Annotated in this window: 7 protein-coding genes; 5 read left to right on the forward strand and 2 right to left on the reverse strand. The window is 74.8% G+C overall.

All coding sequences use genetic code 11. The features are described from left to right. Positions 1-8 precede the first annotated feature (8 nt). The 3 genes from ACZ501_RS08490 to moeZ all read left to right on the forward strand — a co-directional run bounded on the left by ACZ501_RS08490 (position 9) and on the right by moeZ (position 3,012). Complete coding sequence (locus ACZ501_RS08490; protein WP_468793455.1) at positions 9-1,028, forward strand: NAD-dependent epimerase/dehydratase family protein; 1,020 nt, start codon at positions 9-11, stop codon at positions 1,026-1,028. Then, a complete protein-coding gene (locus tag ACZ501_RS08495; protein ID WP_468793457.1) occupies positions 1,016-1,771 on the forward strand; it encodes a spherulation-specific family 4 protein in 756 nt (251 codons plus the stop codon). The genes ACZ501_RS08490 and ACZ501_RS08495 overlap by 13 nt, the downstream gene beginning before the upstream one ends. Positions 1,772-1,833: 62 nt before the next feature. Continuing rightward, entirely contained in the window at positions 1,834-3,012 is a 1,179-nt protein-coding gene (gene moeZ / locus ACZ501_RS08500; protein ID WP_361601446.1) for an adenylyltransferase/sulfurtransferase MoeZ, read from the forward strand. Between the two features lie 117 nt (positions 3,013-3,129). Here the strand turns inward: moeZ and ACZ501_RS08505 are convergent, their stop codons facing one another. Together ACZ501_RS08505 and ACZ501_RS08510 are read right to left on the reverse strand one after the other, a co-directional pair. Continuing rightward, on the reverse strand, positions 3,130-4,683 hold the full coding sequence (locus ACZ501_RS08505; RefSeq protein WP_468793459.1) for an alpha/beta hydrolase: 1,554 nt from the start codon (positions 4,681-4,683) through the stop codon (positions 3,130-3,132). 271 nt (positions 4,684-4,954) lie between these two features. Further along, positions 4,955-7,657 (reverse strand): lysylphosphatidylglycerol synthase transmembrane domain-containing protein, encoded by a 2,703-nt coding sequence (locus ACZ501_RS08510; protein ID WP_361601440.1) that lies wholly within the window; start codon positions 7,655-7,657, stop codon positions 4,955-4,957. A gap of 119 nt (positions 7,658-7,776) precedes the next feature. Between ACZ501_RS08510 and ACZ501_RS08515 the strand changes: the two genes are divergently transcribed. Both ACZ501_RS08515 and ACZ501_RS08520 read left to right on the forward strand, forming a co-directional pair. Then, positions 7,777-8,124: an MGMT family protein gene (locus ACZ501_RS08515; protein WP_361601437.1), complete on the forward strand. Its 348-nt coding sequence runs from the start codon at positions 7,777-7,779 to the stop codon at positions 8,122-8,124. 225 nt (positions 8,125-8,349) lie between these two features. Beyond that, entirely contained in the window at positions 8,350-12,111 is a 3,762-nt protein-coding gene (locus ACZ501_RS08520; RefSeq protein ID WP_468793837.1) for an ATP-dependent helicase, read from the forward strand. Positions 12,112-12,150: the final 39 nt, after the last annotated feature.

A 12,150-nucleotide genomic window follows, 5' to 3' on the forward strand; every position in this document is an offset into this window, starting at 1 on the left:
GTTGCGCGATGAGGGTGCTGCTGATCGGAGCCAACGGTTACCTCGGGCGCTACGTCGCGGACCGGCTGCTCGCCGACCCCGCCGTGCAGCTCACCGCGCTCGGCCGCGGTGACGACGCCGACGTCCGGTTCGACCTCGCCACCGGCAGCCCCGGCGCCCTCACCCGGTTCCTGGACGCCGTCCACCCGGGCGTCGTCATCAACTGCGCGGGCGCCACCCGCGGCGGGGCCCGCGAGCTGACCCGGCACAACACCGTCGCCGTCGCCACCGTCTGCGAGTCCCTGCGCCGCAGCGGCTGCGGGGCCCGGCTCGTCCAGCTCGGCTGCTCCGCCGAGTACGGGCCCAGCCAGCCCGGTTCCTCCACGGCCGAGGACGCCGTGCCGAGACCCGGCGGACCGTACGGCGTCAGCAAACTCGCCGCCACGGAGCTGGTCCTCGGCTCCGGACTGGACGCCGTCGTGCTGCGGGTGTTCTCACCCGTCGGACCGGGCACCCCGGCCGGCTCGCCGCTGGGCAGGCTCGCCGAGGCCATGCGCCGGGCCATGCAGTCCGGGGACGCCGAGCTCAAGCTGAGCGGCCTCGGAGTACAGCGGGACTTCGTCGACGTACGGGACGTCGCCCGGGCCGTGCACGCCGCCTCCCTGTCCGCGGCGCAGGGCGTCGTGAACATCGGCACCGGCCGGGCGGTCCGGCTGCGCGACGCGGCGTCCGTCCTCGCGCGGGTCGCCGGATACGGCGGCGCCCTGCACGAGCTGGACGTACCGCACGGCGGCGACCGGCACGGCGACCGGCACGGGCACAGCCTCGGCGGGCGGCCGCAGGGTCTGTCCGCCATCGGCTCGCCCCGCTCCGAGGCCACCGCCGAGCAGCTCGCCGCGACTCCCCAGGCGTACCCGTACCCCGACGGCTGCGGCGTCTGGCAGCAGGCGGACGTCCGCACCGCCCGCGACCGGCTCGGCTGGCGCCCCCGGATCAACCTGGAGGAGTCCCTCGCGGACATCTGGATGGAGGCGGCGTGCCGCATCTGACCACCCCGCCGGGGGTGACGGCGACGGCCGCGACCGAGGCCGGCCGGCTCGGCCTGGGCATCCCCGGCTACGCGCACCCGCTGGTCGCCCCGGTGGAGTGGGCCGAGCTGACCCGGCCCGGGACGCCGCTGCACTGGGCCGTGCTCAACGTCGCCGACGGGCCGGGCGGCCGGCCCGACCCGCACTGCACCGAGGCGGCGGCGAAGCTGCGGGGCGCGGGCGGGGTCGTCCTCGGGCATCTCGCCCTGCGGGACGGCTCCCGCTCCTTCGGGGAGCTGCTCTCCGACGCGCACCGCTTCCGCGACTGGTACGGCGTCGGCGGCTTCTACCTGGCCGGCGCCCCCGCCGACCGGGCGGAGCTGGCCGCCGTCCGCCGGGTGACCGACGCCCTGCGCGGCCTCGGGACGGGCCTGCGCATCGTGCTGGGCCACGGCACGCACCCGTACGAGGGCTACGCGGAGGCCGCCGACCAGCTGGTGACGTTCTCGGGGGCCTGGGCCGCCTACCGCTGGTCGCAGGTGGCGGAGTGGACGGCCGACCACCCGCCCGAGCGCTTCTGCCACCTGGTTCACAGCGTGCCCCGCACCCATTTGGAGGAGGCGGTCCGCATCGCCCGCTGGCAGGGCGCCGGGACGATCTGGTTCACCGACCGGCGCGGATCCGGCGACCGGGACCCGTGGGCGTCAATGCCCGCGTACTGGGACGAAATCGTCTCACGTATCGGACCGGGTGTCTCGGAATGAAGAAGGGCGTGGCAGTGTTACGGGAAGAACCACCGTTCGACTTACCCATCTACGGAGTCCCCGTGTCGCTGCCACCCCTGGTAGAGCCAGCTGCTGAGCTCACCGTTGACGAGGTCCGTCGGTACTCCCGCCACCTGATCATCCCGGATGTCGGGATGGACGGCCAGAAGCGCCTGAAGAACGCCAAGGTGCTGGCCGTGGGCGCGGGCGGCCTCGGCTCGCCCGCCCTCATGTACCTGGCCGCGGCCGGCGTCGGCACCCTGGGCATCGTGGAGTTCGACGAGGTCGACGAGTCGAACCTGCAGCGCCAGATCATCCACAGCCAGGCGGACATCGGCCGTTCGAAGGCCGAGTCCGCCCGCGACAGCGTGCTGGGCATCAACCCGTACGTCAACGTGGTCCTTCACGAAGAGCGGCTCGAGGCCGAGAACGTGATGGAGATCTTCAGCCAGTACGACCTCATCGTCGACGGCACGGACAACTTCGCCACCCGCTACCTCGTCAACGACGCCTGCGTGCTGCTGAACAAGCCGTACGTGTGGGGTTCGATCTACCGCTTCGACGGCCAGGCCTCCGTCTTCTGGTCCGAGCACGGTCCCTGCTACCGCTGCCTGTACCCGGAGCCCCCGCCGCCGGGCATGGTCCCCAGCTGCGCCGAGGGCGGCGTGCTGGGCGTGCTCTGCGCGTCCATCGGCTCCATCCAGGTCACCGAGGCGATCAAGGTCCTCACCGGTGTCGGCGAGCCGCTCGTGGGCCGCCTGATGATCTACGACGCCCTGGAGATGCAGTACCGCCAGGTCAAGGTCCGCAAGGACCCCGACTGCGCGGTCTGCGGTCCGAACGCGACCGTCACCGAGCTCATCGACTACGAGGCCTTCTGCGGCGTCGTGTCGGAGGAGGCCCAGGAGGCGGCCGCCGGTTCGACGATCACTCCCAAGCAGCTCAAGGAGTGGATCGACGCGGACGAGAAGATCGAGATCATCGACGTCCGTGAGAAGAACGAGTACGAGATCGTCTCGATCCCCGGCGCGAAGCTGATCCCCAAGGGCGAGTTCCTGATGGGGACCGCCCTCCAGGACCTGCCGCAGGACAAGCGCATCGTCCTGCATTGCAAGACGGGTGTCCGCAGTGCGGAAGTCCTCGCGGTCCTGAAGTCCGCGGGCTTCTCCGACGCGGTGCACGTCGGCGGCGGCGTCATCGGGTGGGTCCACCAGATCGAGCCCGAGAAGCCGGTCTACTAGGCGTTCCCGGAGGTTTCCGGAAGTCCCGGAAGGGGGCCGTACCCGCTCGGCGGGTGCGGCCCTCTTCTCGTGCCGTCTCTCGTGCCGTCTCTCGTGCCGCTTCTGCTGCCGCCGGGCTCAGGACGCCGGGCAGACGGTGCCCGCGCGCGGCACCTTCCCGTCCAGCAGGTACGCGTTCACCGCGCCCTGGACGCACGTGTCGCCGCCGTTGTACGCGCCGTGGCCCTGGCCCTTGTACGTGAGCTCCACGCCCACGCCCTTGCCGAGGCGCTCCGCCATCTTGCGCGCGCCCTCGTACGGGGTCGCCGGATCACCGGTGTTGCCGATCACGACGATGGGCGCGGCTCCGGGGGCGGAGACGTCCGGGGTCTTCCAGGCGCCGGGCACCGGCCAGCCGGTGCAGGACAGCATCCCCCAGCCGAGGAGGTCCCCGAAGACGGGCGAGGCCGAACGGAACTCCGGGAGCCTGGCCTTGGTCTGCGCCAGGGTGTAGCGCTCTTTGGAGTCGGCGCAGTTGATGGCGGTGTTGGCGGCGCCGATGTTGCTGTAACGGCCGTTCTGGTCGCGGCCGTTGAGGGCGTCGGACAGGGCCATCAGCAGCTGCCCCTGACCGCCGTCCGCCTCGTCGAGCCCCTCTTCCAGCAGCGGCCACAGCTCCTTGGAGTACAGGGCCTGCGCGATGCCGTTGGTGGCCTGCGACTCGGTGAGCCGGCGGCCGCCGATGCCCGGGATGGGCTTGGCGGCCAGGTCCTTCTGGAGCTTGGTGACGTTCGCCTCGATCTCCTTGACGGTGCTGCCCTGGAGCCGGCACTCGTCGCCGCGGTTCACGCAGTCCTGGGCGAAGTTCCCGAGGGCCAGCTGGAAGCCCTTCGCCTGGCCGAGCGCACTCTGCTGGGCGTCCTTCGTGGGGTCCACGACGGCGTCGAAGACGGCCCGGCCGACGTTCTTCGGGAAGAGGTGGGCGTAGACCCCGCCGAGTTCGGTGCCGTAGGAGATCCCGAAGTAGTTCAGCTTCTCGTCGCCGAGGGCCTGGCGGATGCGGTCCAGGTCGCGGGCGGCGTTGTCGGTGCCCACGTACGGGAGCACCTTGCCGGACCTCGCCTGACAGGCCTTCTGGTACGTGCGGATGCCGTCGACGTAGGCCTTCTCCTCCGCCGGGGTGCTGGGGGAGGAGTCCTGGGCGTAGTACGCGTCCAGCTGCCGGTCGCTCTCGCACAGCACCGGGACGCTGCGGCCGACCCCGCGCGGGTCGAAGCTCACCAGGTCGTACCGGGCGCGCAGGGCCTCGTACTCCTTGGCGGCGCCGGGCAGGGTGGAGATGCCGGACCCGCCGGGCCCGCCGAAGTTGAACACCAGCGAGCCGAGCCGCTCGGCCTTCTTGCGGGCCTTGGCGCGGATCAGGGCGATGGGGATGGTCTCGCCCTCCGGCTGGGCGTAGTCGAGCGGCACGTCGAGCGTGGCGCACTCCCAGTCCTGGCCGGGTGCCTGTCCGCCGCCCTGGGCGGCCGTGGGAGCGCTGCACCCGCCCCAGGAGAGGGGTTTCGCCGGCTTGGCGGCTCCGGCTCCGGTTCTCTTCGCGCCGCTGCCGCCGCCGTCGGAGCAGGCGCCGGTGGTGAGCAGCGTGGCGGCGAGCGCGGCGGCGGTCGTGGCCCGCAGGACGTTTCTCGGCATGCCCCCATCCTGTGCGCCCGCCCCCGCCCCCGCCCCCGAGCTGACCCGTCCGGGGGACCCGGGGCCCGCGCCCCGGACCTCACGAGGCATCCGGACCGGCTCACGCCGCTCCAGCCCCGCCGCGTCCGCCGGGCCCCGGGGCCCGTCCGCGTTCCGACCGCCCGGGCCCCGCGGCCCGTCCGCGACCCGGCCGCCCGGGCCCCGCGGCGCGTTCCCGGCTCGACGGCCGGAGTCCGGTGGGGCGCGGCGTGTCCCGGGAAAGCCGGCGGAGCTAGATCGCTTCCTTGCGCGTCAGGAAGTTGAAGGACAGCCAGCCCGGGAGCACCGGCAGCCAGAAGGTCATGACGCGGAACAGGAGGACCGCCGAGAAGGCGACGTCGCCTTGGAGGCCCGCCGCGACGAGGCCCAGTGTCAGCGTGCCCTCCACCGCGCCGATGCCGCCCGGGGTCGGCGCCGCCGAGCCCAGGGCGTTGCCCGCCAGGAAGACCACGGCGACGCTCGCGTAGCTGATGGCCTCCCCGCCCCCGAACGCGCGGATCGAGGCGTCCAGGCACATCACGAAGCAGCCGGTCAGCAGCAGCATCCCGCCGATGCCGGTCATCAGCTTCTGCGGTCGCTGGAGCACGTCCAGCATGCGCGGCACCACCCCCGCGAACAGCGCCCGCACCCGCGTCACCACGAACTTCCGCAGGAACGGCACGGCCGTGACGACGAGCACCAGCACCGCCACCGTCAGCAGACCGGCGATGACCGTCCTGGACGGGGTCATCTCCGGGGTCTTCTCGGTGCCCGTCAGGTAGCCGAAGGCCAGCAGCAGCAGGATGTGGCTGGCCAGCCCGAAGAGCTGCGACGCGCCGACGCTCGCCACGGCGAGCCCGGGTCGGACCCCGGCCCGCTGCAGGAACCGGGTGTTCAGCGCCACGCCGCCCACCGCCGCCGGGGCGACCAGCTTCACGAAGGACCCCGCGACCTGTGCGACCACCGTCCGCAGGAACGGCACCCGTTCCGGTACGAAGCCCAGCAGGCTCATCGCCGCCGCGAAGTAGCTGAGCGCCGAGAAGGCGAGCGCCGCCCCGACCCAGCCCCACTGCGCCTCCCCGACGATGGTCGCGAAGTCCACGTGGGCCAGCTGCGTGAGCAGGTAGTACGCACCGAGGGCGCCCGCGATGAAGGACACCAGCGTGCGCGGGCGGATCCGCTCCAGCCGGGCCGGTTCCACCGGCGCCTGCGGGCGGATCAGCAGCACCTGCTGGCGGATCTGGCTCAGCAGGTCCTCCTCGCGGGCGTCCTCCAGCGCGTCGTCCAGCGCCCGCTTCTCGGCCTTGCGCTCAGCGGCCGGAGTGGCGGCCGCGGGCCCGGCGCCGGCCTCGCGCGCCGCCTTGGCCGCACGCGAGGACTCCAGTACGGCTTCCCGCTGCCGGTCGGCCCGCTCCCGGGCCAGCTTGCGCAGGGTCGCCCGGGTGGAGCGGCTCAGCGCGATCGGCTGGAGCAGCGGCAGGCAGTCCGCCACCGCGTCCGGCCCGAGCACCGACACCGCCGAGGCCACCGACCGCTCCGCGCCGACCCGCAGGCCGAGCGTGGTCAGCAGCTGCGCGATGTCCATGCGCAGCACCAGGTCGCCGGCGGCGATCTCACCGCCCCGCAGGTCCGTGAGGATCACCGTGCCGGAACGATCCACCACCAGCGCGTCCCCCGTGAGCCGGCGGTGCGCGATCCGGCGCGACTGGAGGGCCCGCACCTGCTCCCAGGCGTTGCGGATCAGCTCGTCGGTGATCTCCTCGTCGGGGAGGGCGTCGAGGTGGCGGCCGCCCAGGTGCTCGTAGACGAGCATCACGGCGTCCGGGCCGAGCTCGGAGGTGGCGATCAGCTTCGGCGCGTTGGCCCCGGCCGCGATCGCCGCGTAGGCGAGCAGGGCCTCCTGCTCGAGCGCCTGGCGCAGGGACTGGATGCTGCGCCGGGTGGTGATCCCGCGCAGGGTCATCCGTCGCCAGACCCGGTAGAAGAAGCCCTGCGCCTGCTGCTCGCGGTCCACGACGGTGACGTCCAGCGGAGGCCCGTCCTCGAGCGTCACGTGGTACCGCCGGCCCCGGTCGCCGGTCTCCGCGCTGTCCCCGTCCGGCGGCTCCGCCCGCATCGCGCTCACCGGCTGGAAGCCGACGCGGCGCAGCCCGGCGAGGAGGTTCTGCCCGGTGGGCCGGACGTTCGGCGAGCCGACCGCGTACAGGGTCCCGTACGCCACGCTCCAGCCGATCAGCACCGTCAGGATGATCGAGAACGGTGTGGTGTACCCGCTGACCAGCATCGCGAAGGCGTCCAGCAGCAGGACCACCCACAGCGCGACCCGCCAGCGCGGCCGCCGGGTCATCCCCACCGCGGTCATGTACGCGATCACCGGCGCGAGGTAGCCGTGCACCGGGTCGGTGGAGGCGCCGGCCGTGCCCGTGGCGCGGGTGAGGGCGTCCTGGATGGTCTCGGGGGCAGCCTGCGAGACCCACAGGTCGGTCGCGAGGGTCACCCCGTGCGCGAGGACGGCCGCGAGGACGCCGTCGGCGATGCGCAGTCCGTCGCGTTTGATCAGCCGCTCGATGGCGAACGCCACCGGTACGAGGAGCACCGCGATGCTGGACACCAGACCCGCGACCTTGATCAGCACGTCGGGCGCCTGGCCGGTGCCCTGCGTGATGTCCTGCTCCAGGCCCGCGGTGGTCCCGTGGGCGAAGGCGGCGATGCCGAGCACGACCGCGACGCCGAGGATCCCGGCCAGCAGGCGTACGAGGTCGGAGGGCCGGTGCACGCGGGCGGCGAGCAGCGGCTCGTCCACCTCGACGCGGTCGGCCGCCGTCGGCGTGTGGCCGGGCGGGTCGTCGGGGTGCGGCTCGTCCGGGCGCGCGTCATCGCCCCTCGCCGCGCCGTCCGGAGGGCTCACAACCCGCTCCTTCGCCGTCACATCCGTCTCTTCTTGATCACGTATCACCAGTCACCGCCCGGAAGATGGTGGCACGGACCGACGTCCGTGCGGGGCAGCAGGGTGCGCGCCGGTACGGAAGGAAGGCTTCCACCGGACCGTCCGGAGCGTCCGGCACCATGTGCCGAATGAGCGAAGAGCTGCCCGTCTACGCGGAGCGGGTACTGGAGGTGGCCGAGCGGATTCCGCCCGGCCGGGTGATGACGTACGGGGACGTCGCCGAGTGGCTCGGCGAGGGCGGCCCGCGCCAAGTCGGGCGTGTCATGGCCCTGTACGGCGCGGCCGTGCCCTGGTGGCGGGTGGTGCGGGCGGACGGCGTGCCCCTGCCGGGCAGCGAGCGGCGCGCCCTGGAGCACTACCGGACCGAGGGCACGCCGCTGCGCGAGACGCCCTCCGGCGAGCCGCGGCTGGCCATGCGCAGGGCGCGCTGGGACGGGCGCGGCGCGGGGGACGGGGGCGACGAGGCTCACATCTGACAGCTTCGGCCATCCGGAGTGCGGACGGGCGGTCGAAGGCCCGTACGGAGGACGACACCGGGGGCCTCCGGGGCGACGCCGGGCCCCGGCGGGACGGACTGCGGCAGCCGGCGCGGTTGGCGTAGCGTTGCCTCTTCGGCGTACGCGGCCGTGGTCCTCCCGACCTTCGCGGCCGCCGGCCCGACCGCAGCAACCGCAGACCCACCAGGACCGGCACCCCACGTGATCACCTCTTCTCCCGGCCGCTCCGAGCGGCGTACGCGGACCCCTGACGCGTACCGCCTGGTGCGGACCGGGCCGCAGCAGGTGGTCATCCCTGTGCTGGACGCAGCGCAGCGCGCGGTGGTTGACCACACCAGGGGACCGCTGCTGGTGCTCGCCGGACCGGGCACCGGCAAGACCACCACCCTCGTCGAGGCGGCCGCCGCCCGGGTGGAGGCCGGCACCGACCCCGCCCGGATCCTGATCCTCACCTTCAGCCGCAAGGCCGCCGTGGAGCTGCGCGACCGCGCCGCCCTGCGGCTCGGCGGCGCCCGCGCCCCGCAGGCCACCACCTTCCACTCCTTCTGCTACGGCCTGGTCCGCGCCCACCAGGACCACGAGCTCTTCGCCGACCCGCTGCGGCTGCTGTCGGGACCCGAGCAGGACGTGATGGTCCGCACCCTGCTGGAGGGCCAGCGCCGGCTGAACTCCATCCGCTGGCCGGACGACCTGCGGGCCGCGCTGACCACGCGCGGGTTCGCGGACGAGGTCCGCGCCGTCCTGGCCCGCGCCCGCGAGCTGGGCCTGGGGCCGGAGGCGCTGGCCTCCTTCGCCGAGCGGATCGGGCGCCCCGACTGGAAGGCGGCCGCCGCGTTCCTCTCCGAGTACCTCGACGTCCTCGACCTCCAGGGCTCCCTGGACTACGCGGAACTGCTGCACCGCGCGGTCCTGCTGGCGGAGACCACCCCGTCCCTGGCCTCGGCCTACGACGTGATCTACGTGGACGAGTACCAGGACACCGACGCCTCCCAGCTGCGGCTGCTGCGCGCGCTGAACGGCCCCGCCGGGACGCTGGTCGCCTTCGGCGACCCCGACCAGTCCATCTACGCCTTCCGGGGCGCCGACATCAACAACGTGCTCGACTTCGAGTCGGCCTTCCCGGGCGCGCGGGTACGGGCCCTGACGGTCGGCCGCCGCTCGGGCGCCGCCCTGCTGGCCGCCACCCGCCTCCTCACCACCCGCATGCCGGTGCCGCGCCTGCCCGCCGCCGCCGTCCGGGCCCACCGCGCGCTGGAGCCCGCCCGGGAGGGCGGGCGGGTCGAGGCGTACACGTACCCGACGGCGGGCGCCGAGCTCGACAACATCGCCGACATCCTGCGCCGGGCGCACCTGGAGGACGGGGTGCCCTGGCGGGACATGGCCGTCCTGGTCCGGGCCGGCGGCCGCACCCTGCCGGCGATGCGCCGCGCCCTGATCGCGGCGGGCGTCCCCGCGGAGACCGACGCCGCGTCCACCCCCCTCCGCCACGAGCCCGCGGTGGCCCCCCTCCTGACGGCCCTCCGCCTCACGGCGACGGCGGCCACCGCCCTGCCGGGCGCGGACGAGGACGGGGGTGCCGCCCCGGAGCCGACGGCCGGTCCCCGGCCGGACGCGGACGGGGTTGCCCTCCCGGAGCCGGAGCCGGGGTCGGAGTCGGAGCCGGAGCCGGAGCCGGAGCCGGAGTCGGAGCCGGAGTCGGCAGCCGGTGCCCTGCCCGGCGCGGGTGCGGGCGGGGTTGCCGTCCCGGCGTCGGCGGCCGGGTCGGCGGCCGCGGGTGAGGCCGCTGCGCCCGGCGCGGGCGTCTCGGCCTCCGCCCTGCCGGGTGCTCCCACCGTGTCGGCCGTCCTGCCGGAGGCCGCCGAGTCCGCGTCCTCGGGGGACGCGGGCGGCCCCGCTCCGGGCGAGGAAGCCCCGGAGGGGGCCGGCGCCGCAGGCGCCGGGGTGCGCGAGCCTGCTCGCACGCCCGGAGCGGACGGGCGGGACCTTCCCCCGGCCCCCGGCGCCGAGGCCACCGCCGGAGGCGACGGCGCTTCCCCCGGCGCGGACTCCGAGGGGGCCGACACCACCGCCGCAGGCGAAGGGTGGGTCGGGGTCGAGGGGGCGCTCCTGCTGCTCACCTCGCCGCTCGGCGGGATGGACGCCGCCGACCTGCGCCGGCTCGGGCGGGCGCTGCGCGACGAGGAGCGGGCCGCCGGGGTCACCGTCCCCGCGCCGTCCGACGTCCTGCTGGCCCGCGCCCTCGCCGAGCCCGAGCGGCTCACCGCGCACGACCCCGCCTACGCCCGCGGAGCGCAGCGCCTCGGCCTGCTGCTGCGCAAGACCCGCGAGCTCCTCCAGGGCGGCGGCACCGCCGAAGAGGCCCTGTGGGCCCTCTGGGACGGCACCCCCTGGCCGCAGCGCCTCGAACGCCAGGCCCGCCGCGGCGGCACCGCCGGCCGCAACGCCGACCGCGACCTCGACGCGGTCTGCGCCCTCTTCGACAACGCCGCCCGCGCGGAGGAACGTACCGGCGGCCGCGGCGCGCTCAACTTCCTGGAGCAGCTGGAGGCCGAGGACATCGCCGCCGACACGCTCACCGGCCGGGCCGTACGCCCCGACGCCGTACGGCTGATGACCGCGCACCGCTCCAAGGGCCTCGAGTGGGGCCTCGTCGTCGTCGCCGGGGTCCAGGAAGGGCTCTGGCCCGACCTGCGCCGCCGCGGCTCCCTCCTCGAAGCCGACCGCATCGGCCGCGACGGCCTCGCCGAGCCCCTCACCCCCGGCGCCCTCCTCGCCGAGGAGCGGCGGCTCTTCTACGTCGCCGCGACCCGCGCCCGCCACCGCCTCGTCGTCACCGCCGTCAAGGCCCCCGCCGAGGACGGCGACCAGCCCTCCCGCTTCCTCACCGAACTCGGCGTCACCCCCAAGGACGTCACCGGCCGCCCCCGCCGCCCCCTCGCCGTCCCGGCGCTCGTCGCCGAACTCCGCGCCACCACCGTCGACCCCGACGCCTCGCCCGCCCTGCGCGACGCCGCCGCCCGGCGCCTCGCCCGCCTCGCCGCGCTCACCGACGACGAGGACCGCCCGCTGGTGCCGGCCGCGCACCCGCAGCGCTGGTGGGGCCTGTACGAGCCCACCCGCTCCGCCGTCCCGCTCCGCGACCGGGACCGGCCCGTCGCCCTCTCCGGCAGCGCCCTGGAGCAGCTCGCCACCACCTGCTCCCTCCAGTGGTTCCTCGGCCGCGAGGTCAAGGCCGACACCCCCTCCACCGCCGCCCAGGGCTTCGGCAACGTCGTCCACGTCCTCGCCGACGAGGTCGCCTCCGGCCGCACCCCCGCCGACCTGGCCGTCCTCATGGAGCGCCTCGACTCCGTCTGGGACGCCCTCGCCTTCGACGCGCCCTGGAAGTCCCGCCAGGAGAAGGACAACGCCCGCGCCGCCCTCGAACGCTTCCTGCGCTGGCACACCACCGACCGCGGCGGCCGGACAGCCGTGGCCACCGAGCACGACTTCGACGTCACCCTCGACGCGGGCGAGTACGCCGTACGGATCCGCGGCTCCATGGACCGCGTCGAGGCCGACCCGCAGGGCCGCGCCTACGTCGTCGACTTCAAGACCGGCAAGGGCGCCCCGACCAGGGACGAGGTCGCCCGCCACCCGCAGCTCGCCGTCTACCAGCTCGCCGTCCGCGAGGGAGCCGTCGACGAGGTCTTCGACGGCCGGCGCCCCGAACCGGGCGGCGCCGAACTCGTCCAGCTGCGCCAGGGCGCCGCGAAGCGCGACGGCGGCGACCAGGTCCCGAGGATCCAGGCCCAGGAGGCCCTGTCCGGCGGCACCTCCGGGGAGTGGGTCGGCGACCTGCTGGCGACCGCCGCCGGCCGGGTACTGGACGAACGGTTCGCCCCCGCCACCGGCGAACACTGCACCCGCTGCACCTTCCGCAGCGCGTGCAGCGCCCTGCCCGAGGGCCGCCAGACCGTGGAGTGAGACGCCGGCCGGGACTGTCGGCGGGTGCGGCTAGCCTTT

Source organism: Streptomyces sp. NPDC034085, from assembly GCF_055575555.1.